Genomic DNA, 25,048 nt, shown 5'->3' on the forward strand with positions numbered 1-25,048 from the left:
GAGGAATTTTTTAATTCTTCCTATTTTATTTTCTGACCTCTCGTATCAATTACATAGCGGTCGGCATCATAATACTTTAGATCCGATTATTATCATCAAATATTTCAACTGATCCTGCCCCATTCATAGCGGTTTCCGCCCAAACGGTCCAATTGCTGCTTTAGTACCAGATGCTCCGGCTGTTCCAGTTGAGGGTCTTTTTCAATCAACTCTTCAGCAATCTCACGGGCACGATATAGAATATTATTATCTTTTACCAGATCGGCAATCCTGAGATCGAAAGGGATACCGCTCTGTTGGGTTCCTTCCAGATCACCCGGACCACGCAGCTTCAGGTCGGCTTCGGCAATAACAAATCCATCATTGCTTTCGGTCATGATTTCCATCCGCTTGCGGGTATCGGATGAGATCTCATAGGGTGTAATAAGTACGCAATAGGATTGGTCTGCTCCACGCCCTACCCGGCCCCGCAACTGATGCAACTGGGAAAGACCGAACCGCTGCGCACTTTCGATTACCATCACACTCGCATTAGGGACATTTACTCCCACCTCGATCACTGTAGTGGATACCATGATCTGCGCCTCATTGGACACAAACCGACGCATCACCTCATCCTTCTCGGCCGGCTTCATCCGTCCATGCATCTTGCAAACGCCAAATTCGGGAAAAGCCTCTTTGATATGCTGATATCCTTCTTCGAGATTCTTCAGGTCGAGTTTTTCGCTCTCCTCGATCAATGGATAGACAATATAGGCTTGTCGCCCTGCCCGTATCTGTTCCCGGATAAATTCATAAAGTGCTCCACGTTTTTTATCATATCGATGAAGTGTCTGTACCGGTTTTCTACCCGGCGGAAGTTCGTCAATCACCGACACATCCAGGTCACCGTAAACCGTCATGGCCAGCGTACGGGGAATGGGCGTGGCAGTCATCACCAATACATGTGGGGGTTGGTTGTTTTTGGTCCATAATTTGGCTCGTTGCGCCACGCCGAAACGATGTTGCTCATCGATCACCACAAATCCGAGGTTACGGAACTGCACCGTATCTTCAATCAGGGCATGGGTACCAATCAGGATATTGATCTCTCCCGACTGCAGACCGGCATGGATCCTCTCCCGCTCCTTTTTTTTCGTGGAACCGGTCAGTAATTCTACCCTCAGATCCATCCCCGATAGCATTTCAGCGAATGTCTCAAGATGCTGCGACGCCAGGATCTCAGTCGGCGCCATCAGGCAGGACTGGAAGCCGTTATCGAGCGCAATCAGCATACACATGATCGCCACCAGTGTCTTGCCGCTACCTACATCTCCCTGTAACAGGCGGTTCATCTGCCTTCCTGAGGCGGTATCTTTCCTGATCTCTTTGATTACCCGTTTCTGTGCATTGGTAAGGGGAAACGGAAGTTTTTGCTTATAAAACGAATTGAGATGATCCCCCACTTTTTTGAAGATAAATCCATTCAGTTTTCCTTTCCTTTCCGAGGCATAACGGACAATATTGAGTTGGATATAGAAGAGTTCTTCAAACTTCAGGCGAAATTCCGCATCACGTAGCTGAGGCGCTGATTTAGGGAAATGGATATTCTCCACCGCGTCATGGAACGGCGTCACCTTCGCCTGTTTCACCACATCGGGAGAAAGTGTTTCAGGAAGCCGCTCTTTGATCATTCCGAAAGCATTTCCGATAATATTCTGCATCGCCCTGGAGTTGAGATAATGGTTCTTCATCTTCTCCGTAGTGTTGTACATTGCCATCAGTCCTTCAGGTCGATCCGACTCGTTCATAAAGGGATCAAGTTCGGGATGGGCGATATTCCACTTGTCGTTGAACAAGGCAGGCTTACCGAACACTACATATTCCTGGTTGAGTTTGTATTTTCCTTCAATAAACCGTATTCCCTGGAACCAGACCAGATCTACAAAACCAGTCCCGTCGGTAAAGTGCGCTACCAACCGTCTGCGGCGTCCCTCCCCAAAGGATTCGAAAGCAGTGATCTTACCCTTCAACTGGATATAAGCCATCGAATTATCGATCTCGTGGATATAATAAATCCTGCTCCTGTCGATATAGCGGTAGGGATACCACCTCAACAGGTCGCCAACCGTAAAGAGATTGATCTCCTTATTGAGGATTTCCGCTCTTTTGGGTCCAACGCCGGGAACGAATTTTATATCAGTCTGAAGGATGTTCATTCGAGTTTTGCGCAAATATAAACAAAAATGAGGAACAGCTCAAACCATTCCTCATTACTTATTTCTCAATCAGCCAAATTCCAGTTACAATCAATCATCAAATAGTTAAATCAACAAATCAGCACATTGGCACATCAACCTCCTTGGCACATTGGCATATTGATATTACCAACCAAACAACGGATATTCCCGCATGGTAGCGTTCACCTTTTCACGAACCGCAGCAATTGTAGTGCGATCTTCCGGATTCGAAAGCACGGTATCAATCATCTCCACGATCTCTCCCATCAATTCTTCTTTTGCACCACGGGTGGTGATGGCCGGTGTACCGAAGCGCAATCCCGAAGTCTGGAAAGGGGAACGGCTGTCGAAGGGCACCATATTTTTGTTGACTGTAATATCGGCTTCCACCAATACTCTCTCTCCCACTTTACCGGTAAGATCAGGGAATTTGGTACGCAGATCCACCAGAATGATATGGTTATCTGTTCCTCCGGAAACTACCTTATATCCCTTGTCGATGAACGCCTGCGCCATCCGGGCGGCATTCTTTTTCACCTGCACCTGATAAGTTTTATATTCGGGCTGTAGCGCTTCATAAAACGAAACAGCTTTAGCAGCGATCACATGCTCCAACGGCCCCCCCTGCATGCCGGGGAATACAGCTGAATCCAAAAGTGCTGACATCATCTTCACCTCTCCTTTTGGTGTAGTGATACCCCACGGGTTTTCAAAATCTTTCCCTATCAGGATCACCCCCCCACGCGGTCCCCGTAGGGTTTTATGTGTTGTAGAGGTAACAATATGAGCATATTTCACCGGATTCTCAAGTAATCCGGCAGCAATCAATCCGGCAGGATGCGCCATATCGACCATAAAGACGGCACCGATTTCGTCGGCCACCTTGCGGATACGGGCATAATCCCACTCACGGGAATAGGCAGATGCACCGGCAATGATCAGTTTAGGCCTTTCCCTACGTGCCGCCTCTTCGAGTTGATCATAATCGATCTGTTGATTGTCTTCACGTACATTATACTCCACCGGTTGGAACATCAGTCCTGAAAAATTGACAGGGGATCCATGTGTCAGGTGACCGCCATGCGACAGGTTCAGCCCGAGGAATTTATCACCAGCCTTCAGACAGGCCAGAAATACAGCGGCATTTGCCTGTGCACCGGAATGAGGTTGCACATTTGCCCATTCGGCACCGAACAATTCCTTCAGCCGGTCAATGGCCAGTTGTTCGCTCATATCCACCACTTCGCACCCGCCATAATAACGTTTTCCGGGGTAGCCCTCAGCATATTTATTGGTCAATACCGACCCCATGGCCTGCATCACCTGGTCGCTCACAAAATTTTCGGAGGCAATCAGTTCAATACCTTTCAACTGCCGCTCACGCTCTTTCCCTATGATCTCTGCGATCTGCCTGTCTTGCTTCATTCGAATAATTTTAAAAAAAGAAAAGAATTGAGTGCAAATATAGTGAAAGCCGAGAGAAAAGCCAAACTTGTTTGAACTATTCCGTTAAGAGAGAGCAGAACGAGTAAACTCGTTTTGCCGAACGCAGAATTGAAAATCGAGGAGCTTGCGACTCAAATAGTCTAACTCGTTGAACTTATCCGAGGCGCATCCTATATTCTAATAACCTTAGACAAAAAAGTCGAGATTTTTTATCCACAGGGTTAAAAATCGGAAGAGAATTGAGGGAAAAAGGGCGGCGATATACGCCAATTAAAAAAGTAAAATAATCGGATGAAACGAAGCAAAATAGAATTAACTCGCTATATTTGCAGAATATAAATGCAATCAAGCTTCTATTAGTCACCTTTAAATTATCAAAAAAAATGAAACGAACAATTTTTATCATCATCTTACTTGCCGCACTAACTATTCAGTCGGCAGAAGCACAGGAAACCAATTATATTAATATTTCGGCTGATGCCGGTTTAGTGGCCAACACAGGCCGTGACAAGAAATTCGGTATGGGCGGCACTATTGGCTGGCTCACCCAGGACAATCTGCTCTCGTCCAATCCTAACAACTATATCTCTTTAAGTCTGAAAGCTTTCAACAATCCTTATGGGGAAGGTAAACTTCTCTCCAGCATTAAGAATGATGCCGACGATGGCTTCAACTACATCATGCCGTTAGCCGGTTATCGTTTTACCCAGGAAGGCATTGCCGACGGCTTTTTTGTAGAACCGCGTATCGGAGCAGTATTCGGTGCCAGTTATGCAGGATTTGCTTTCTCACCCTTAGCCGGCTATGCCGTGCAGCAATTCAATTTCTCCCTATACTGTGATATGGGTTTTGGCAGTAAAGAGAGCGCTATCCTCAAAAAAAGTTTCTTTACACCGGGTATCAGTGTGGCGTATAATATCAATTTAAATTAGGTCTTATATATGAAGAAAGCGCTGGTCACCGGCATTACCGGCCAGGACGGGTCTTACCTTGCCGAACTGCTTCTGAAGAAAGGATACGAGGTACATGGCACCCTGAGGCGTTCATCTTCTTTCAATACCGCCAGGATAGAGCATCTTTACCTTGATGAGTGGATCCGTGATATGAAACAGAAGCGACTCATCAACCTGCACTATGCCGATATGACCGACTCCAGTTCGCTTATCCGTATCATCCAGCACATCCAACCCGACGAGATTTACAACCTGGCCGCACAAAGCCATGTAAAAGTGAGTTTCGACGTACCCGAATACACTGCGGAAACCGATGCTGTTGGCACCCTCCGTCTTTTGGAAGCAGTGAGGATACTGGGATTGGAAAACAGGACGCGGATCTACCAGGCATCTACTTCAGAATTATTCGGGCTGGTACAGGAAGTCCCTCAGAAAGAGACTACACCGTTCTATCCCCGTAGCCCTTACGGGGTAGCGAAACTATATGGGTTCTGGATCACAAAAAATTACCGGGAGTCGTACGGAATGTTCGCGGTGAATGGCATTTTGTTCAATCACGAGAGTGAACGAAGAGGTGAAACATTTGTCAGCCGGAAAATTTCGCTGGCGGCCGCCCGTATCGCACAGGGCCTTCAGGATAAGTTGTATATCGGAAACCTGGATGCGAAACGCGACTGGGGTTATGCGCCCGATTATGTGGAGTGTATGTGGCTGATGCTGCAGCATGAAGTGCCGGAGGACTTCGTGATCGCCACGGGAGAGATGCACAGCGTACGGGAATTCTGCATGCTCGCATTTGACGAAGCAGGAATAAAGTTGCGATGGGAAGGGAAAGGTATTGCCGAAAAAGGGATCGACAGTGCCACAGGGCGTGTGTTGGTAGAAGTAGACCCTAAATATTTCCGGCCTGCAGAGGTTGAGTTGTTGTTGGGAGATCCCACCAAAGCCAAAACCCTATTGGGATGGAATCCTCACAAGACATCATTCGAAGAACTGGTCAGACGGATGGTGAAAAACGATATGGAAGTTGCAAGAAAATACTCCCGGTAGGTTTTCAGTCCGATTTCAGGAATAAATAATTAACAGGAATTGATTATGGATAAACAGAGTAAGATATATGTCGCCGGCCATCGCGGATTGGTGGGATCAGCCATTTGGCAAAATCTGCAATCAAAAGGATATACCAATCTGATCGGTCAATCGCATCAGGAATTAGATTTGCTGGATGCCGTAGCTGTGAAATCTTTTTTTGACAGGGAAAAGCCCGAGTTTGTAATTCTTGCTGCGGCCTACGTGGGTGGTATTGTCGCCAACAACACTTACCGGGCCGATTTTATATATCGCAATCTGCAAATCCAGAATAATGTCATAGAAGAGAGTTTCCGGCATAATGTCAGGAAACTCCTTTTCCTTGGCAGCACCTGCATTTATCCCCGGGAAGCACCACAACCTATGTCTGAGGAGGCGTTGCTTACCGGGCCGCTGGAATATACTAATGAACCTTACGCCATCGCCAAAATCGCAGGATTAAAAATGTGCGAGAGCTTTAATATCCAATATGGCACCAACTATATCGCGGTGATGCCTACAAACCTCTACGGGCCGAACGATAACTTCGACCTTGAAAAGAGCCATGTATTGCCTGCAATGATCCGCAAGATCCATCTGGCAAAAGCGTTGATGAACGATGACTGGAACACTGTCAGGCAGGATCTTACCCGGCGTCCGGTGGAGGGAATTTCGGGTAACAGCACGCAGCAGGATATGGAAAGTAAACTCCGGAAATACGGCATCAGTAAGGAACGGGTCGAATTATGGGGAAGTGGAAAACCATTGCGGGAATTCCTCTGGAGTGAAGATATGGCCGACGCCTCTGTCTATATTATGGAGAATGTGGATTTTCCGGATCTGGCGAAAGGGAAAACCGAGATACGGAATTGTCATATCAATATCGGCACCGGAAAAGAAATCAGCATCCACGATCTGGCCGCATTGATCAGAAAAACCATCGGTTATACGGGAGAGATAACTTTCGATACTTCAAAACCCGACGGCACCATGAGAAAGTTGACTGATGTTTCCAGATTAAACGCATTAGGATGGAAACATACTATCGATGTTGATGAAGGTGTGAAGAGGATGTATGAATGGTACATTCAGGGTTAAAATATTTTCGTGCCAGGTAGCGCCGGGCAGTAGTTTTTTCACCTTAAATTTATTTTTACAAATGAATTTTTACTAAAATAGATTTGGCATTCCTCTCGGCTTTCACTACATTTAAAGAATATAAGATGCGCCTCAAAAAAACTCAAGCAAGCTTGGTTTTTCTTTAGGCTTTCATTATATTTGTAAAGGAAAAACCATCAAAAAGACACTAGTATGAATCTAATCAGCTATCCGGCAGAGCCTTTCCGTATCAAATCGATAGAGCCTGTTAAAATGATCCCGCGTGAAGAACGGGAAAAAGTGATCAGAGAAGCAGGGTTTAACACGTTCCTTATTCCAAGCGACGATGTATATATCGATCTGCTCACCGATAGTGGCACGAATGCTATGAGCGACCGTCAATGGGCCGGCATGATGATGGGTGATGAAGCCTATGCCGGCAGTCGTAATTTCCGTCATCTCGAAGAGACGGTGCAGGATATATTCGGATTCAGGCACGTAGTCCCGACTCACCAGGGAAGAGGAGCGGAAAACCTGCTGTCGCAGATCGCCATCAAACCGGGACAATATGTGCCTGGTAACATGTACTTCACCACTACCCGTTATCATCAGGAACGCAACGGCGGGATCTTTATCGATGTCATCCGCGACGAAGCACATGATGCTTCGCTGAACATCCCGTTTAAAGGAGATATCGATCTGACTAAACTGCAAAAACTGATCGACGAAAAAGGGGCTGAAAATATCGCCTATGTATGTCTTGCCGTAACGGTCAACCTGGCCGGCGGTCAACCGGTATCCATGAAAAATATGAAAGAGGTACGGAAGTTGACCTCCCGTTATGGTATCAAACTGTTTTATGATGCTACCCGTTGTGTGGAGAATGCTTTTTTCATCAAGGAGCAGGAGAATGGTTATAGCGACATATCCATCAAAGAGATCGTACGGGAGATGTTCAGTTATGCCGACGGATGTACCATGAGTGGCAAGAAGGATTGCTTAGTGAACATCGGCGGATTTTTATGTTTGAATGACGACGATCTTTTCGCGGAGGCAAAGGAGCTGGTGGTAGTATATGAAGGGATGCCCTCATACGGAGGAATGGCCGGACGCGATATGGAAGCAATGGCCATCGGCCTGAAAGAATCGTTGCAGTATGAATATATAGAACATCGCGTGAAACAGGTGCGCTACCTGGGCGACAGGCTGCGGGAGGCAGGTATCCCGATGATCGAGCCCACCGGCGGGCATGCTGTGTTTCTGGATGCCGGGCGTTTCTGCCCGCACCTCACGCAGGATCAGTTTCCGGCGCAGAGCCTCGCAGCCAACCTTTATGTGGAATCGGGCGTACGCAGCATGGAGCGGGGTATAGTCTCCGCCGGACGTAATAAAGATACGGGTGAACATCACCGGCCTAAACTAGAGACGGTACGACTCACTATTCCCCGCCGTGTCTACACTTACCGACATATGGATCTGGTAGCAGAAGCCGTTCAATCACTCTATCAGAAAAAAGAAAGCATCAAAGGGCTTCGCTTTGTATATGAACCCAAACAACTACGGTTCTTCACCGCCAGGTTCGAAGAGATAGATTAATCACCGCAGACGTCCTGATAGGCGCCACTGGCAATGTCATCGAGCCACTCCTGATTTTCGATATACCATTGTACGGTTTTCTCGATACCTTCTTCAAACTGGAGAGAAGGCTCCCATCCGAGTTCGTCCTTGATTTTGGTTGCATCGATAGCATAACGCAAATCATGACCTGCCCGGTCGGTAACATAAGTAATCAGTTTTTCCGATGTGCCTTCCTCCCGTCCCAGCAAGCGATCTACGGTTTTGATAATTACCCGGATCAGATCGATATTTTTCCACTCGTTGAAACCACCAATATTATAGGTATCTCCTACCTTTCCCTTGTGGAAGATCAGGTCGATGGCACGCGCATGGTCCTCTACATAGAGCCAATCCCTTACGTTTTCCCCTTTACCATAGACAGGGAGCGGTTTATTCTGACGGATATTATGGATAAACAGCGGGATCAGCTTCTCAGGAAACTGATTGGGTCCGTAATTATTGGAACAATTGGAGATAATGGTTTGCAAACCATAAGTATCATGGTAGGCCCGGACAAAATGATCGGATGAAGCCTTTGATGCGGAATAGGGACTATGCGGGTCATAGCGGGTCTCTTCTGTGAAAAGGGTACCGTCGAACTCCAGTGCACCGTATACCTCATCGGTAGAAACATGATAAAAGAGTTTATCCGTATAGGCATCTTTCCAGCTTTCTTTCGCTGCCTGCAACAGATTAAGGGTACCCAACACGTTGGTCTTCGCAAATGAGAAGGGATCGGTAATGGAACGATCTACGTGGCTTTCGGCAGCCAGATGGATCACATCGGTTACTTTGAAGGTGGTGAAAACCTCTTTTATCTTTTCAAAATCACAGATATCGGCTTTCAGGAACCTGTAATTGGGCTTATCTTCCACATCTTTCAGATTCGCAGGATTTCCCGCGTAAGTCAACTTATCGAGGTTGATGATCTGATAATCGGGATATTGATTAACAAACAATCGTACTACATGGGATCCGATAAAGCCGGCTCCACCTGTAATCAGGATATTTTTTTTTGCCATGATTGAATTACTCTTCCCCCATCCGGGGTATTTACATATTAAATTGAAAGTTGAATTTTCTTAGGAATGAGGGCAGAAACAAGCTTGCTTGTACTCTGCCGAGTGACGACAGAAAATCAGTGGAGTTAAAATTAAAAATTGGAGATCGACCATAAGCAACCGGTAATTAGTAATTAGTAATTAGTAATTGAAATGGTGGGTTTTGCCGGTCTTTTTCTGAAAGGATAATATCTTCGGGAGGTAAATGCCAGTCGATACCGAGTTGCGGATCGTTCCAAAGGATTGCCCCTTCATAGTCCGGTGCATAATAATTATCACACTTATACTGGAAGATTGTCTCATTATCCAGCACAGCATAACCATGGGCAAAACCGCAGGGAATAAAGACCTGGCGTTTGTTCTCTTCAGAGAGTTCTATCGATAGATGTTGCCCGTAGGTAGGAGAGTCCTTGCGGATATCCACTACTACATCCAGTACTTTGCCTTTCACCACACGTACCAGTTTCGCCTGTTCATAAGGAGGTTTTTGAAAATGCAGCCCTCTCACTACCCCGTACCCCGACAGGCTCTCGTTGTCCTGTACAAAAACGGTTTTACATACTTTCTCTTCAAACTCTTTCTGTGAAAACGATTCAAAAAAATAGCCACGTTCATCGCCAAACACTTTCGGCTCAACGATCACAACTCCCTCTATTTCAGTCTGTATAATATGCATACGAACATTTAAGTGAATCAGCAATTATAATTACCAATTACTAATTCTTTATCTCTTACAACCTTTCCACTTTACAACCTTTCCCACCTAGACCAATCTAAGCAAATACTGTCCGTATGGGTTATTTTTCATCGACATCCCGATTTCCTTTAATTGCTCGTCGGTAATCCAGCCGTTTCTCCAGGAGATCTCTTCGAGACAAGATATCTTCAACCCCTGTCGTTTCTCCAATACCTCGATAAAAGTAGACGCTTCCGAGAGAGAATCGTGGGTCCCGGTATCGAGCCAGGCAAATCCCCGGCCGAAGAGCAGCATCTGCAACTGTTGTTCGTTCAGGAAAGCCTGATTGACAGAGGTAATCTCCAACTCTCCACGTGCCGACGGTTTGACTTGCTTCGCGATATCCACCACCCGGTTAGGATAAAAATAAAGTCCTGTAACAGCCCAGTTCGACTTAGGTTCAGACGGTTTCTCTTCGATGCTCAACACCTTACCATCCTCATCTAATTCCGCCACTCCATAACGTTGCGGATTAGTCACATTATAACCGAATATGGTAGCTACCCCCTCTTTTTCAGCATCTTCCACTGCTTTACGCAACATGGAGGGAAATCCCTGCCCGTAGAAAATATTATCGCCCAGCACCAAACATACGGCATCATCCCCGATAAACTCCTCACCGATAATAAATGCCTGCGCCAGTCCGTCCGGAGAAGGCTGCTCGGCATAACTGAAATGAACACCATAGTCGGATCCGTCACCGAGCAACCGTTGAAATCCGGGCAGATCAAGCGGAGTGGAGATGATGAGAATATCCCTGATACCGGCTAACATCAGCGCAGAAATAGGATAATAGACCATTGGTTTATCGAAAATGGGAAGTAATTGCTTCGATATTCCTTTCGTAATAGGGTATAACCTTGTACCGGATCCTCCGGCTAAAACGATTCCCTTCATAAATCAATCCAGTTTTTCTACAAAGATAGTGAAAGCTGAGAGAAATCGTGAGAGTTTACTATCAAAAGATTTCCGAAGCGCATCCTATCTTATCGAAAGGTAAAAAAATATTTGGCTTACACAGAATAACTACCGAATGTTTTGGGAATTGGGATTTGGGAATTATTTACGTCCTAAATCCGATATCCGGCATCCTAAATTTTCACGAATATCAACTGAACAACTATCGAAGTAAATCCGGCCTCAATCTCCGGGTGCGTTCCAGTGCCTGTTCATGACGCCATTCCTCTATTTTCCGCTCATGTCCCGACAGCAACACATCAGGCACTTTCCAGCCTTTGTATTCAGCAGGACGGGTATACACCGGCGGCGCCAGAAGTCCATCCTGGAATGAGTCGGATAAAGCAGACTGTTCATCACCGATAGCTCCGGGAATAACACGGACTACAGCATCTGCAATCATGGCGGCAACCAGTTCGCCACCCGTCAACACAAAATCGCCGATGGATATCTCCTTCGTGATAAGGTGTTCCCTTACCCGGTAATCAACTCCCTTATAATGTCCGCAAAGAATAATAATATTTTCTTTCAGAGAAAACTCATTGGCGGTGGACTGGGTAAATTGCTCCCCATCGGGGGTAGTGAAGATCACTTCATCATAGTCCCGTTGCGACTTCAGATAACTGATAGCCCTGTCGATAGGCTCTATCTGCATAACCATGCCGGCCTCACCGCCAAACGGATAATCATCTACCCGCTTATGCTTATCAAGCGTATAATCACGCAGGTTATGCAGTCCGAATTCAACCAGTCCTTTCTCCTGAGCCCGTTTCAGGATACTGGTATGAAGCGCCCCTTCTATTATTCCCGGAAGTACGGTAATGATATCAATTCTCATACACCATTGATATTATGTGGTGTAAAGATAATCAATCTTAATGGGAAAAAGAAATGACATGGCTCAAGGCTCATTAATTTCCTCCTTGTGTCGGAGTACTGCCTCCCTGAGAACCTCCATCCTGGTTCTGCATGACATCATCATTACTGATCGTCCGCTGTACTCTTTTCATCGAAGATTTTAAATCACCAAACCGGTAAGTAACACTCAGGTTAATGCTACGCATAGGATTCAGGAATTTGTTCTTTTGAGTGAATCCGTCCCCGGTAGTTGTGGAAGAAAATTCCCTGTATTTGGAAAAAAGACTCTGTGCATAAAGAGAGACATCCAGTTTTTTATTAAAAAGACTTTTCATCACATTAAAATTGTAATGATAGAAGGGCGATTGTTTGGTCTGCAACTGCACGCGGCTCGAAAATAGTCCTCCGTTAACACCTACCCTCAGATCTTTGGGAAAGGTGAATGTGAGCCCCCCGAAAGCACGTCCTGAAAAGCCGCTATTCCTTAATTCACTGTTTTCAGTACTCTGGATATCGGTGTAATTTATTCCCCCGTTGAGATAGGTACGGATCATCTGAGTGGGAGTCCAACTCAGATACACATTGGTCCCCACCGTATGGTTCCGGCCGATATTGTCGTAAGTATTATGGGTCACTCCATTCTCGATAAAACTGTAACTCGTTACCGCATTCTGTGCAAATGAATAGCTGACTGTGGCATTGAAGTTGAGCTTCTGGGAGAAAGAGCCGTAGTTGATATTGAAGTTATGTTGCTGTTCCGCATCGAGGCGTGGATTACCATAACTGATATTGTTGGGATCGACATCATTCACGTAAGGATTCAACACCCATATCCCCGGGCGGGAAATACGCATATTGTATCCACCCCGCAGTGTACGGGTCATTCCCAACTGCCAGGAGATGGTAGCCGAGGGAACGAGATCGAAGAAATTGGTCTTGATAATCGTATCCTGAGCAGTGCTCATAAAATGGATATCCTGCTGGGTATGTTCAGCCCGTAATCCGACCTTCATTCCCACCTTACCTGTTTTATAGCCATAACCGGCATATCCTGAAGTGATATTCTGCTGATGTTCGAGGTCATTTTTCCGGCTCAGATCGGGCTTCCATATACCTTCTTCCACATCAAAGAAAGTATGATCACCCTCACTGGAATTATCCCTGAAAATATATTTCAATCCGGTCTCAATACTATGTTTCCCGTTGAGTGGATTCACATAGTCGACCTGTCCAGTATGTTCACTCCCACCGGCATTGTTTACACTTTTCATTCGGTATCCGTCGGGATAATAGAACGTCTCTTGCTCATCTGTCACATTATCATATTCACTCTCATATTCACTGTCGTTGGGATTACGTTCGAAACGATAAGAAACCGTTAACATCTCCCCTTTTCTTTTGAAGTTTCTCTGATAATCGGCAGACAAATTCATTCCTCCATATTGTGAGGTACTATTCGTCCGGGTATCATAGGAGTGCAGACGTGCGCCTTCCGAAATTGCATTCTGGACACCAATAGAATTGTATTCTCCCCCAAACCGGGACACCGACAGATTGAACAGGTTCAACGTATCGGGTTCATAACTGAGCGCACCGCTCAGATACAATCCACCGCCCTTACCTTTATTGGTTCCGTTGAGCGACAAAATATTTGCCGGATCGGTCTCTTCACGATAGAAAGAAGATTCGGATGCCGGACGTCTGAAATTGTAATATCCGGCATTTCCTGTAAACCCGAATTTGTTGTACTTGGTAGCCAGATATGCATTTCCGCCATAACCGCCAAAAGTATCGCCATTGACGCCCACAGAACCGGAATAGCCGTCATCTGCACGTTTGTCGGTAACAATATTGATAATCCCTCCTATCCCTTCTGCATCATACTTGGCACCGGGATCAGTGATAACCTCCACATCTTTCACACTGTTGGCAGGCATACTTTTCAACACCTGTGACGGGTTCGAGGTAATCATATTCGAGGGTTTTCCATTCAGATATATCTTAAAATTAGTGGAGCCTTTCAGTTGAATTTCATCCTCTCCGTCCACCGTAACAAGCGGCACTTTACGCAGCAAGTCGAGCACACTGGAAGTAGATGATTCCGGATCGTCCTTGGCGTTATAGGTCAATTTGTCGATCTCCACCTTCACCAAAGGCGCCTGGGCAGTTACACTGATCTCATCGAGTTCGGTAGAACTCTCTGTCATCTCAATTTCACCCATATCAACCGATTTTTGTGATGAGCCGATCTCTACCGGTTTTTCCACCTGATCCATTCCCACAAAATAGAAAGTAAAGATATATTTTCCGGGATCGAGTGTGGTAGAGAACGTACCGTTCTCCTGTGTTGCCAGTTTTTTTACCGCAGTGACGGGAGCCGCTTCACGGGCTACCGAAATGGTAGCGTAAGGTAGTCCGTTCTGATCGGATGCCGATATCAATTTTCCTCTCACTGTAACGGACTCAGCCCATAATGTTGTTGAGAACAGGATACTCAACAGTAAAACAAATGTTTGTCTCATACGATTACTTTATTTTTTCATTTCGGCATTTGGAACGTTTACTACGCACGTCTCATCGATGTTCCAAGTGGTTTTATTTATAAGCCGCTAAAGTACGCATTTAATTGAAGGGTACCGAATAAAACAGCGATTGTTACGAAAATTTAGTAATCCGCTTTTTGTTTAGATTTGATTTTTGCATATTTAAACATCAGAGTGTAAAATTATTCCTGAAAAGCATTTCACTATTTCAACTTTTGTTGTACTATTGCAAGTCCTTTGTGACTATCGATTCATTAAAAATAGTCGTTCAAAAAATCGTCTTCAAAATTCTCCGGACATGCGCGCGCTGATCAATGCTTTTATCATACATCTTACACTCAATATTTTGGTTTTTCTGAAAGGGTGGAATGCCTTTGAAGGAAAAAAAGCGGCACGCATCATAATGATTGTCGTTTTCGGAACGGAACTGCTGGTCTATTCCATTGGTTTTATTTTTTACCGCCATCTGCCGGAAGCCGTTACCCAGTTTATCCGGGTAATGGGTACCAGTTGGATGTTGTTCCTTTTATACAGTGGCGGCATATGGCTGATAATCGACCTGGTTAATGCTATACGCCAAAGAATATCACACAAGCCATGGCGTATAAGGGAACAATCACAGCGTTTCAAAATAACGACCTATCTCGTTACAATACTGATTGTTGCAGGCATTATGACCCATGGTCGATACCAATTTATGCATCCGGTAGTACAACAGGTGCCCGTAACTATCCATAAACCGGCAGGACAAACGGATTCCCTAAGGATTGCGGTAATCGGTGACCTGCATTTGGGATACATGATCAACAGGCAGCACACAAAACGGTTTGTAGACCTGATCATGGCACAGCAGCCCGATTTGATCCTGTTCGTAGGAGATATTATCGATGCCCATATCGAACCGATACTGCAACAACGGATGGGTGATGAACTGCTGCGTTTGCACGCTCCTTTAGGGGTATTCTCCTGTACGGGCAATCACGAATACCGCTACGATTCGGAAGAGAAAATCGCATTATTGAATAACCTGGGGATCACTATATTGCGCGATTCGGCCGTACTGATAGATAGCAATCTTTACGTGGTAGGACGTGAAGACAAGGTTGTCCCCACGAGGAAACCCCTGAAGAAAATACTTGCCGACCAGTCAGTAGAGATGTCGAAACCGGTGATCGTACTGAATCATACGCCGGACGATCTCGCTGAGGAAGCGGATGCGGGAGCAGATATCGCACTTTACGGACATACACACCACGGGCAGGTCTTTCCAGGAAACATAGCAACGGAGTTTGTTTTTGAGGTTGCTCATGGTTACAAGAAAAAAGGTAACACACATATCTATGTGACTTCCGGTATCGGGCTCGTCGGCCCGCAATACCGCATCGGTACGGTCTCGGAAATGGTGATGCTGACTGTAAAATTCCGGCAATAATCTTTACAGGCATTCGACCGCTTTTTCCAAATGGACGGAGTGGGAACCTTTCAACAGAATATAGCGATTGGAGACAGGCTCCTTTTTCAGCGTCTCTGTTAATTCCTCCACATCGTCAAACAACCGGAAAGTATCATTCACCGCGATCCACTTGCTGAAAATTGAACCCACCAGATAAACCTTCTCATAGGGCTGTTCCCGCAAAAACCGTACTATCTTCTCGTGCTCTTCATCACTACTCTCTCCCAACTCTTTCATCTCTCCCAGTATCACCATTTTAGATAACGATGAAGGGATGGAAGAGAAGAATTCCAATGCAGCCCTCATACTGGTGGGGTTTGCATTATAGGCGTCGATGATGAGGTCATTTTTTTCAGTACGCTTGAACTGGGAACGATGGTTTGTAGGCTCATATTCTTCCAGCGCAGCACTGATGCGCTCGGCATTGATTCCGAAGAATTTGCAGACTGCAACCGCCGCAATGGCATTATCGAAGTTGAATTCACCTACCAGTCGGGTCTTGACACGGTAAGGGCTATCGAAAAAGCTCCAGTCGAATTCGAGGAATGGAGTGGCATTGGCAATCGTACCCGAAGCAAAGAGCGACGGATCATTCTTGCCGTAAAGTATCCTGTTCATACCTTCTGACCGCTCGTACAGGATCTGGTTATCTTTATTCACAAACACTTTTCCGCCTCGCTCGCGGATAAAATCATATAATTCGCATTTGGTACCGACCAGATTCTCGAAGCTTCCAAATCCCTCCATATGCGCCTTTCCTACATTGGTGATAATTCCATAGTTGGGTTCGGCAATTTCACAGAGCTCCCTGATATCTCCCGGGTGACTGGCTCCCATTTCCACTACGCCTATCTCATGCGATTTATTCATGGATAATAATGTAAGGGGAACACCAATATGATTATTCAGGTTTCCCTGGGTATAAGCTATTTTAAATTCTTTCGACAGGGCTACGGCGATCAGTTCTTTGGTAGTTGTTTTTCCATTTGTCCCCGTAATGCCGACAATAGGAATTTTCAACTTCTTCCGGTGCCAATTGGCCAGCTTCTGAAGAGAAAGCAATACATCCTTTACCAGAATGATCCTGTCGTTTTCTCTCTCCGGTTCCTCATCTACAACGGCATAAGCGCATCCTGCTTCGATCGCTTTTTCGGCGAACAGGTTTCCATTAAATCTTTCTCCTTTCAAGGCAAAAAAGATAGAATCCTTGGGACATATCCGCGAATCGGTAGTGACGGAAGGATATTGAAGGAACAGATTGTATAGTGCTGCGGTTTCCATATAGCTTAAGCTAATGATCTATAAACCCAATTTTGCTGCAATCGGTGCAGGGATGGCATCCCGATGCAAGACAATACTCAAAGTCTTGTAGCGCACGAACGGATCTGAGGCATACCAAAGACCTTTGTAAGGACCGGTTTCACCCCATGAATTTTTCACCATATAGAACTTGTTTCCATTCTGATCTTTAGCAATACCGTAGATTTGCATACCATGATCATCGGTAGTCTGATAGTTATCGAAAGACTCCTGCCTCATCTCCTGGGTGATCTTTTTTTCCGCAAGCACTTCCGTTCCGACGCGGGCTCTCAGATTGGCATCCCGTTCGCGGATAGAGAGACCGAGCCACTTGGCCTGATCAGTGCCTGCATTCTCAGTAGCATTTTCGTCGGGTATAATAGCAATCCCTTCACGTGAAAAACCAGCTTCACTCACATCGGAGGCCCACGCAATGGTGTATCCCTTCATAATCGCGTTCTCCATCACTTCCATCAATTCATCAATAGGAAGATTATAAGAATTAGCCCAGCGCCAGTTATCGGGCACCTCAATTGCAAAAGGCTTGTAGAAAGGGTGGTGCGTAAAGGAAGTCAACGAAATATAATCCTCTTGCCTGAGGCCAAGAAACTCCTTAAAGGTATGCGGAGTATATTGTTTACCCTGATAGGTAAATGTTTCGGGTAAAGGGCCGAGATAAGTATCCAGTATTCCCGAAAATGCGTCGGACCAGACAGGAGAGAGGCTCCGTGCACCTATAATTCCATCCATATATCCTTTCAGTACTTTATCAAGCTCACCGTGATTATGTGTTTCAGAACCGTAATTGAGTCCCTGGTATGCATCCTCCGGCATTATTCCATATTCATTGATGGTCTCCACCACATCAGCAAAAGATCCCCCCGCTGCAAAATTGAGATTGCCATGCAGACGTGCATATTTTTGCGCCTTGTCTTCATAATTTCTACGTACGATATACATTTCAGAGAGATCAAATTCCCCCTTCCCCATACGGATCAGTTCCGACTCTAACATTCCTATACCCGAAAAACTCCAGCAAGTTCCTGAACTGGCCTGATTCTTTACCGGTGTAATAGGATTTTCTTTTATCACTGAAAAGTTATATGCACTCTGTGCCGAAATGGCTAATGTTGCCAAAAGAAGAATAAAGACCGCAATCAATCTGCTCATAATAATAGTTCTATTTTTTATCAGTTGTTACATGAAATAAATAACGTATGAAGTGCTAATAACGTGCGAAGCACAAATATACCATAAATCGGAGAATTACTGCTGTTTTTTGTACAACGATTTCCATAAAAAGTCAAAAAAGAGGTATCTTTACGGACTCAAATAAATTGTTTTGATATGGATGATTTAAAGCCTACAAAAAAAAGAATGCGTAAGGGACTATTGTGGTTCCTCGGAATATTGATAGTTGCTCTCGGAATTTTCATTTATGTACGTTTCTATTATGTATTTGGAACGGGGGTAAAATCGGGGGAGTTGAACTATCTTGTTTACAAGGGAGTTATCTTTAAAACCTACGAGGGTAAACTGATCCAGTCGGGATTCCGGGCCGACAAACCGGGTGGTTTACAGTCGAATCAGTTTGAATTCTCGGTAGAAGACAAAAAAATTGCAGAACAACTGATGATATCCAGCGGCAAGAATGTTCAGTTGCATTACAAAGAGTATTTCGGCACCTTACCCTGGCGGGGTTACACCAAATTTATCGTGGACAGCATCATTATGATAGAGGAGAAGCCCAACAGTACGGATCTGGAAGAGGAGTTAACTCCCTATATCCTTGAATCTATGTAAGGCGGGGTTGATGGCGAAAAAGAAGTTCTATGTCGTTTGGAAAGGCGTAAAACCAGGGATTTATAACTCCTGGGATGATTGCAAAGCACAGGTTTCCGGTTTCGAGAACGCCCTCTACAAATCGTTTTCTACTCTTGAAGAAGCAGAAAAGGCTTTCTCGGGAAACCCATGGAAGTCTCTGCAGCCCCAACAGCGAAAAAAGCCGGCTTCAGGTACAGCATCCAAGCCTGTAGAAAAATTCTTTCCGGAAAGTATTGCAGTCGATGCTGCCTGCAGCGGAAACCCGGGTTTAATGGAATATCGCGGAGTATTTGTGGCGGATAGGACAGAGATCTTTCACATGGGTCCAATGGCAGAGGGAACAAACAATATCGGTGAATTCCTCGCCATTGTACATGCACTGGCACTGCTCAAACAGAAAGGAAGTACTATCCCCATTTATTCCGATAGTGTAAATGCCATCAAATGGGTGAAAAACAAAAAATGCAACACCAAATTAGAGCAAACTACCGCAAACAGACCGATCTTTGACCTGATCGAGCGTGCGGAGGCCTGGCTTCGATCCAATAGCTATCCCAACCCGATCCTTAAATGGGAAACAAAATTATGGGGTGAGATTCCTGCTGATTTCGGAAGAAAATAATATTTCAGTCCTCGGCTTCTTCTTCGTCGGGATAATAAGGTTTAGGGGGTTGAAGTGTGGGAAATATCCGGCGCACATTCCCGGCGACCCTTTCGGCAAATTCCTCTATATTCATATTCAACGCACGGGAAGTTTGCAGATAGACCTGACGAATAGGCATCTCACCTTCATCAGTCTCACAGAATAGGGAATCGAGGGGAATCATCTGCATGGAATCCACATTGATATTGTCTCCTATGGAAAAAAGAAATCCTTCTTTTACAAGCTGTTCGGTAAGTTCCGGTTTACTCCGGTAACCATGAATAATCCATGGCTGGGTAGGCTTCACCTCTCTTCTGACCCGTATCAACTCTTCCCACGCCTTTACGCAGTGAATAATTACCGGCTTCGACAATTTTTCGGAGAGTTCGATATGTTTTTTAAAAACAGGTATCTGCAGGTCGAATGAAGGCCCTTTTAATCTATCCAGGCCGGTTTCCCCTATAGCAATGATACGAGGATTAGATGCAATTTCGGACAGATAGGCCATCTGGTTATCGCTCTCTTCCGAGTACCAGGGATGGATGCCGCACGAAAAAGCGTGACGTGAATAGGATTCTTTGGCTACTTCAAATTCAAGGGGATAGACATCGAAGATACACGAGTGATAAGGATCATCGCTATCCTCAATAAAGATTTGATGGGTATGTACGTCGTAAAATTCCATATTTTAATTGACCTCTGCTTTCGGCTTTCGCTTTTTCGGCTTAGGATCAGGCACGGGATCATATCCGGATCCTCCCCAGGGGTTACAACTGATAATACGCTTGACAGACAAATAGAAACCTCTAAAAGGTCCATGTTTTTTAAGCGCCTCTATTGTATATTGAGAACAGGTAGGCGTATAACGGCAACTCGGCGGTGTAAGCGGAGAAATAACAGCCCGGTAGAAATAGACCGGCAGAAGTAAAATCCACGTCAGCACGTTCTTGATTATTTTCAGCACTGTTTACTTTCCTCAATCCGGTAATTCAATTCTTTTATGGCTTTCAGCATCCCCTTCTCAACAGTAGCATAATCACAGGGCTTATCTGCCACACAAATAAATGCCACATCCAAATGTTTGTTTTCTTCCGCTTTCCGGGAGAGAAACAGATGCTTATTGAGCCGATAGGCTTCTCTCGTAAGCCGCTTCATCCGATTACGGTCAACTGCTGACTTAATCCTCTTCTTAGGAATGGAAATAAGTATCGACAGCGGTATCGTCCTGTTTTGCATCGTCTCCAGATATACTACCCGAAAGGGGTACGACATAAAAGATCGCCCCTGTGCAAAGAGGGCTTCAATTCTTTTTTCGCCTGTTACCCGCTCTTTCTTTGTAAACCTGAAGCGTTGTTCCATATAATACATGCAATCCTCCGAAAGCAATTACATCGACAAAGATAATTGTTTTTGGAATCAATCGTTACAGATTCGAAAAAAAATCAAGCGTAATGTTTGTGGTTTTCTTTCAGAAAAGCTTCCAATGCGGCAGTCATGGAAGGATAATCGGGTTGCGGAGCTTCACAATCGAGTCTCAGACCTGCATCTATCACCGCTCTCGCCGTAGCATTACCAAAGCATCCTATGGCTATGTCTCCCTGTTTAAAGTCGGGGAAATTCTTCAATAAGGATTGTATTCCTAACGGACTGAAGAAGATAACCATATCGTAATCGAACTTCTCATCTTTATCGAATTCATTACTTACCGTCCTATACATCACACTCTTGGTATAGTTTATCTTCTTCTGATCAAGGAAATTAGTCACTTCATCATTATGTTCTTCCGGAACAGGAAAAAGAAATTTTTCTTTCCCATGTTTGGTAAAAGCATTATTTAATCCGTCGATCTTACCGGTCTGACTAAAAAATATCTTCCGTTTCCTGTAGACAATATACTTCTGCAGATAGAGTGCAACAGTCTCCGAAATACAAAAATATTTCATCGTTTCAGGAATTACAATCTTCATCTCTTCACAAATCGAGAAAAACTTATCGACCGCTGTTCTTGCTGTGAAAATGACCGCCGTAAAATCCAATATATTGATGCGTTGCTGACGGAATTCTTTCAACGAGACCCTCTCCACTTTAATCAAAGGGTAGAAGTGCATATCTACATGAAACTTTTCCGCTATTTCGTAATAGGGCGATTTCTCGCTACTCGGTTTAGGTTGTGATATGAGAATTTTCTTTACTTTCCGCGCGTTCATATAATGTTATCTCCTGCAATAGTTATAGCAAAAAGCACCCCTTTATACAATAGTAAATAAGGTGCAATTTCAATCCCGCAAAGATAGACAAAAAAATAGAAAGGGCTGATCTTATTTTTAACAAAAATATTTAATAACTCAATGTAAATGACCAGGCGACTGATAAAAAAAAGTACAATAAGGCCTATCAGTATAATATTTCTAACTTCGTGTAAATAAACATAAAAAACGACAGGGAGAAAGAAAACAATTCCGAGTATCTCCATCATCCGGGAATAGAAAGTAGACCAACCCTTCATCTCGTTCTGTAAAAAGAAAGTGCCGATCAATCGGTAACCCGTAATTTTCAGATAAACTAACAGAGCAAGGCTCACAAAAATTCCAATAAAACCAAGCACCTGCGTTTTGGTGGAAAACAGAGAAAATCCCTGGCTCCACAGCCATGAAAAAATCAGAATAGAGAAAATCAGGATAGTCTGAAGGAGCAGATAGAATTCCCCCCATGCCTCTGTTTTGGTTACCTGGCTTTTATGTACGGATGAAACAGGCTTTCCGGGAGAAAATACACTCTTAAAATTACTTTTCAGTGCTGTTCCTTCCCATCGAAAAATGAAAGCGAATAACATAAAGCTAAAAAGAAAGAGAAGAAAGAAAACAGAGTGTATCCAGGGAGAAAAAGGCAGTGGCACACCCATGGTTCCACCCGGTAATAACTGCATGGAGAGGGTTGTCCCCTCTTCAAAATTGAAGAAAAGCCGGGTACTGTCAGTGGGAAAAAGATCATACTGTCCGAAAGTCATCGGCCATGACTCCGGGACAACCTGCTCTACTTCAGCCTTCAAATAATAAGGAAGAGTGTCGCGAATAGTATCTGAAACCAGTATCATCCCTTTCAGTGCAATGCGGTCATTGGTTAGTCGTACTTAGTGTAATCATAACTCCAGTCGGGAATAGCCCCGATAAGAGCAACAGCCTCTTGGGGAGTGCTCGCCACCTGCCACAACTCCCGATAAACCTCCTTCATGAACTTTTCACTGATCATCTTCTCCAAAAACGAGAGCAACGGCTGGTAGTAGTTGTTGATATTTAAAACAATAACCGGTTTTTGGTATAAACCCAACTGTCTCCAGGTGATGATCTCTGCCAACTCTTCCAACGTCCCTACTCCACCAGGGAGAGCGATTACCGCATCGGCCGATTTCACCATGGCAGCCTTTCGCTCGTGGATGGTTTCGGTGATAATTGTTTCGGTAAGGTGGGCGTGTCCCCAACCGGCATCGACCATGAATTGCGGGATAATACCTTTCACCCTGCCCCCGTTTTTCAGCACGGCATCATTCAAAGCCCCCATCAGCCCTTGTTTTCCGGCCCCATTGATACAGGTGATGCCATTCTCCGCAAATAACGCCCCCAATTTCGAAGCAGCATCAAAATAGAGCGGGTCGATTTCCGCACTGGAGGCACAATAAACCACTACTTCCCTGTTTCTGTTTTCCATCTTTTCAAATTCAAAATTCAAAATTTCAGGTTCAAAATCAAACATCCCAAATCCTACAACCTCTCGTCTCCCCAGTCTCCCAGCCACCTTGTCACCCAGTCCTTCTACAGACCAAACTCCTTTTTAATCTTGTCTACATAATCCAACTTCTCCCAAGTAAACAGTTCTACTTCCACCCGTACCGGTTTCGGCATATAACGTGAATTGAACACCTTTTTCACTACTTTTGGCTCGCGCCCCATATGTCCATACGACGCTGTTTCCCGGTAAATCGGGTTGCGCAGTTTCAATCGCTGTTCAATGGCTTTCGGACGCAAATCGAACAACATTCCAATCTTTTTTGCGATCTCTGCATCTGAAAGACTTACATTGCTTTTTCCAAAGGTATTGACGTAGATATTCATCGGTTCAGCCACGCCGATGGCATAAGATACCTGAATCAGCATCTCCTGGGCAACACCCGCCGCCACCATATTCTTGGCGATATGCCGCACTGCATAGGCTGCCGAACGGTCCACTTTTGAAGGATCCTTTCCCGAGAAAGCGCCACCTCCATGTGGAGCTTTTCCACCGTATGTATCTACAATAATTTTCCGGCCTGTTAATCCGGTATCCCCATGCGGACCGCCAATCACAAATTTCCCCGTCGGATTCACATGATAGGTGATATCACCGTCAAATAGTTTGTGCACATCTTTTCTCTTCCTGTACTGAGCCTGTACCCGCGGTATAAGGATTGATTTGATATCTGACCTGATACGCGATTGCATCCTTCTGTCGGCTTCAAGCGCCGCTTCTTTGGTATTATTTTTCGGCTTTTCAAACTCATCGTGCTGTGTCGAGATCACAATAGTATCGATACGCTGGGGAACCCCCTCTTCATTGTACTCAATCGTCACCTGCGATTTGGCATCAGGACGCAAGTAAGGCATCAGCTCAGGTTCATTTTTCCTGATATTGGCCAGTTCCTGCAACAAAGCATGGCTCAGATCGATAGGCAGGGGCATATAATTTTCAGTCTCGTCGGTAGCATAACCGAACATCATTCCCTGGTCGCCGGCTCCCTGATCCATAGGATCGGCCTTCTGATCCACCCCCCGGTTGATGTCGTCCGACTGTTCATGTATACTGGAAAAAACGCCACATGAGAGCGCTTCGAAACGATATTCGCTTTTGGTATAACCGATCCCGGCGATCACTTCACGTGCTACTTCGGCCACATCGACATATGTATTTGATTTTACTTCGCCGGCCAATACAACCTGTCCGGTTGTCACCAGGGTTTCGCACGCTACTTTAGAATCACGGTCGTATGCTAAAAACTCATCAAGCAAAGCATCCGATATCTGATCGGCTACTTTATCGGGGTGCCCTTCCGACACCGACTCGGAGGTAAAAAAATAATTCATTCTTAAACTGATAAAAATTAGAAGAACTGAAGCAATGAAGAGAAAGGAAAATGCAGTAAAGCGTTTTAGCATTTTTTTCTGTGGTTGCAAGCAGTTCAAATCTGTCCACATTCATTCTGTCGCCCGCAAAGGTAATAATAAAATAGGCTGATGGTTTCG

At 45.0% G+C, this 25,048-nt stretch carries 23 protein-coding genes; 7 read left to right on the top strand and 16 right to left on the bottom strand.

Going from position 1 to position 25,048, the window contains the following annotated elements; translation table 11 throughout:
* Window positions 1–104: 104 nt before the first annotated feature.
* Together recG and glyA are read right to left on the bottom strand one after the other, a co-directional pair.
* Window positions 105–2,198 carry an ATP-dependent DNA helicase RecG gene (gene recG / locus F597_RS0105190; RefSeq protein ID WP_019538658.1) on the bottom strand — a complete coding sequence of 698 codons (2,094 nt, stop codon included), beginning with the start codon at window positions 2,196–2,198 and terminating at the stop codon, window positions 105–107.
* A gap of 165 nt (window positions 2,199–2,363) precedes the next feature.
* Window positions 2,364–3,644 carry a serine hydroxymethyltransferase gene (glyA, locus tag F597_RS0105195; protein WP_019538659.1) on the bottom strand — a complete coding sequence of 427 codons (1,281 nt, stop codon included), beginning with the start codon at window positions 3,642–3,644 and terminating at the stop codon, window positions 2,364–2,366.
* A gap of 404 nt (window positions 3,645–4,048) precedes the next feature.
* Between glyA and F597_RS0105200 the strand changes: the two genes are divergently transcribed.
* The 4 genes from F597_RS0105200 (at window position 4,049) to F597_RS0105215 (ending at window position 8,380) form a co-directional block, all read left to right on the top strand.
* The gene (locus F597_RS0105200; RefSeq protein WP_019538660.1) at window positions 4,049–4,597 is read left to right on the top strand and encodes a hypothetical protein; all 549 of its coding nucleotides are present in this window, start codon (window positions 4,049–4,051) and stop codon (window positions 4,595–4,597) included.
* Window positions 4,598–4,606: 9 nt separating this feature from the next.
* Window positions 4,607–5,668 (top strand): GDP-mannose 4,6-dehydratase, encoded by a 1,062-nt coding sequence (gene gmd, locus F597_RS0105205; protein ID WP_019538661.1) that lies wholly within the window; start codon window positions 4,607–4,609, stop codon window positions 5,666–5,668.
* 45 nt (window positions 5,669–5,713) lie between these two features.
* Complete coding sequence (locus tag F597_RS0105210) at window positions 5,714–6,784, top strand: GDP-L-fucose synthase family protein (RefSeq protein ID WP_019538662.1); 1,071 nt, start codon at window positions 5,714–5,716, stop codon at window positions 6,782–6,784.
* A 213-nt stretch (window positions 6,785–6,997) separates the two neighbouring features.
* The gene (locus tag F597_RS0105215; RefSeq protein WP_019538663.1) at window positions 6,998–8,380 is read left to right on the top strand and encodes a tyrosine phenol-lyase; all 1,383 of its coding nucleotides are present in this window, start codon (window positions 6,998–7,000) and stop codon (window positions 8,378–8,380) included.
* On the opposite strand, the gene rfbB is transcribed toward F597_RS0105215, so the two are convergent.
* The 5 genes from rfbB to F597_RS0105240 form a co-directional block, all read right to left on the bottom strand.
* Window positions 8,377–9,423 carry a dTDP-glucose 4,6-dehydratase gene (gene rfbB / locus F597_RS0105220; RefSeq protein ID WP_019538664.1) on the bottom strand — a complete coding sequence of 349 codons (1,047 nt, stop codon included), beginning with the start codon at window positions 9,421–9,423 and terminating at the stop codon, window positions 8,377–8,379. The genes F597_RS0105215 and rfbB overlap by 4 nt on opposite strands.
* A gap of 166 nt (window positions 9,424–9,589) precedes the next feature.
* Complete coding sequence (gene rfbC, locus F597_RS0105225) at window positions 9,590–10,138, bottom strand: dTDP-4-dehydrorhamnose 3,5-epimerase (protein WP_019538665.1); 549 nt, start codon at window positions 10,136–10,138, stop codon at window positions 9,590–9,592.
* 87 nt (window positions 10,139–10,225) lie between these two features.
* Window positions 10,226–11,095, bottom strand: coding sequence for a glucose-1-phosphate thymidylyltransferase RfbA (gene rfbA / locus F597_RS0105230; RefSeq protein WP_019538666.1), 870 nt, complete (start codon window positions 11,093–11,095; stop codon window positions 10,226–10,228).
* A 223-nt stretch (window positions 11,096–11,318) separates the two neighbouring features.
* Window positions 11,319–11,993, bottom strand: a complete 675-nt coding sequence (trmD, locus tag F597_RS0105235; RefSeq protein ID WP_019538667.1) for a tRNA (guanosine(37)-N1)-methyltransferase TrmD — start codon at window positions 11,991–11,993, stop codon at window positions 11,319–11,321.
* 73 nt (window positions 11,994–12,066) lie between these two features.
* Complete coding sequence (locus F597_RS0105240) at window positions 12,067–14,535, bottom strand: TonB-dependent receptor (protein WP_019538668.1); 2,469 nt, start codon at window positions 14,533–14,535, stop codon at window positions 12,067–12,069.
* 319 nt (window positions 14,536–14,854) lie between these two features.
* Here F597_RS0105240 and F597_RS0105245 point away from each other — a divergent pair, with 319 nt between their 5' ends.
* Window positions 14,855–15,988 (top strand): metallophosphoesterase, encoded by a 1,134-nt coding sequence (locus F597_RS0105245; protein ID WP_019538669.1) that lies wholly within the window; start codon window positions 14,855–14,857, stop codon window positions 15,986–15,988.
* A gap of 3 nt (window positions 15,989–15,991) precedes the next feature.
* Here the strand turns inward: F597_RS0105245 and F597_RS0105250 are convergent, their stop codons facing one another.
* Window positions 15,992–17,290, bottom strand: coding sequence for a UDP-N-acetylmuramoyl-tripeptide--D-alanyl-D-alanine ligase (locus tag F597_RS0105250; protein WP_019538670.1), 1,299 nt, complete (start codon window positions 17,288–17,290; stop codon window positions 15,992–15,994).
* A gap of 18 nt (window positions 17,291–17,308) precedes the next feature.
* On the bottom strand, window positions 17,309–18,478 hold the full coding sequence (locus tag F597_RS0105255; protein ID WP_019538671.1) for a C1 family peptidase: 1,170 nt from the start codon (window positions 18,476–18,478) through the stop codon (window positions 17,309–17,311).
* 207 nt (window positions 18,479–18,685) lie between these two features.
* Here F597_RS0105255 and F597_RS20170 point away from each other — a divergent pair, with 207 nt between their 5' ends.
* The gene (locus F597_RS20170) at window positions 18,686–19,111 is read left to right on the top strand and encodes a hypothetical protein (protein ID WP_019538672.1); all 426 of its coding nucleotides are present in this window, start codon (window positions 18,686–18,688) and stop codon (window positions 19,109–19,111) included.
* Between the two features lie 10 nt (window positions 19,112–19,121).
* The gene (locus F597_RS0105265; RefSeq protein ID WP_026327153.1) at window positions 19,122–19,754 is read left to right on the top strand and encodes a ribonuclease H1 domain-containing protein; all 633 of its coding nucleotides are present in this window, start codon (window positions 19,122–19,124) and stop codon (window positions 19,752–19,754) included.
* Window positions 19,755–19,758: 4 nt separating this feature from the next.
* On the opposite strand, the gene F597_RS20175 is transcribed toward F597_RS0105265, so the two are convergent.
* From F597_RS20175 to metK, 7 genes are all read right to left on the bottom strand, one after another.
* Window positions 19,759–20,460, bottom strand: a complete 702-nt coding sequence (locus tag F597_RS20175; RefSeq protein WP_019538674.1) for a TatD family hydrolase — start codon at window positions 20,458–20,460, stop codon at window positions 19,759–19,761.
* A gap of 3 nt (window positions 20,461–20,463) precedes the next feature.
* Window positions 20,464–20,727, bottom strand: a complete 264-nt coding sequence (gene yidD / locus F597_RS20180; protein WP_044060086.1) for a membrane protein insertion efficiency factor YidD — start codon at window positions 20,725–20,727, stop codon at window positions 20,464–20,466.
* Between the two features lie 5 nt (window positions 20,728–20,732).
* The gene (gene rnpA / locus F597_RS0105275; RefSeq protein ID WP_026327154.1) at window positions 20,733–21,134 is read right to left on the bottom strand and encodes a ribonuclease P protein component; all 402 of its coding nucleotides are present in this window, start codon (window positions 21,132–21,134) and stop codon (window positions 20,733–20,735) included.
* Window positions 21,135–21,217: 83 nt separating this feature from the next.
* The gene (locus tag F597_RS0105280) at window positions 21,218–21,982 is read right to left on the bottom strand and encodes a uroporphyrinogen-III synthase (RefSeq protein ID WP_019538677.1); all 765 of its coding nucleotides are present in this window, start codon (window positions 21,980–21,982) and stop codon (window positions 21,218–21,220) included.
* A complete protein-coding gene (locus F597_RS0105285) occupies window positions 21,979–22,869 on the bottom strand; it encodes a DUF4271 domain-containing protein (protein ID WP_019538678.1) in 891 nt (296 codons plus the stop codon). The genes F597_RS0105280 and F597_RS0105285 overlap by 4 nt, the downstream gene beginning before the upstream one ends.
* 26 nt (window positions 22,870–22,895) lie before the next feature.
* Window positions 22,896–23,480 (bottom strand): LOG family protein, encoded by a 585-nt coding sequence (locus tag F597_RS0105290; protein WP_026327155.1) that lies wholly within the window; start codon window positions 23,478–23,480, stop codon window positions 22,896–22,898.
* A 104-nt stretch (window positions 23,481–23,584) separates the two neighbouring features.
* Complete coding sequence (metK, locus tag F597_RS0105295) at window positions 23,585–24,889, bottom strand: methionine adenosyltransferase (protein ID WP_026327156.1); 1,305 nt, start codon at window positions 24,887–24,889, stop codon at window positions 23,585–23,587.
* Between the last annotated feature and the right edge of the window lie 159 nt (window positions 24,890–25,048).

The sequence above is a fragment of the Proteiniphilum acetatigenes DSM 18083 genome, assembly GCF_000380985.1.
In the GTDB taxonomy this organism is placed as follows: domain Bacteria; phylum Bacteroidota; class Bacteroidia; order Bacteroidales; family Dysgonomonadaceae; genus Proteiniphilum; species Proteiniphilum acetatigenes.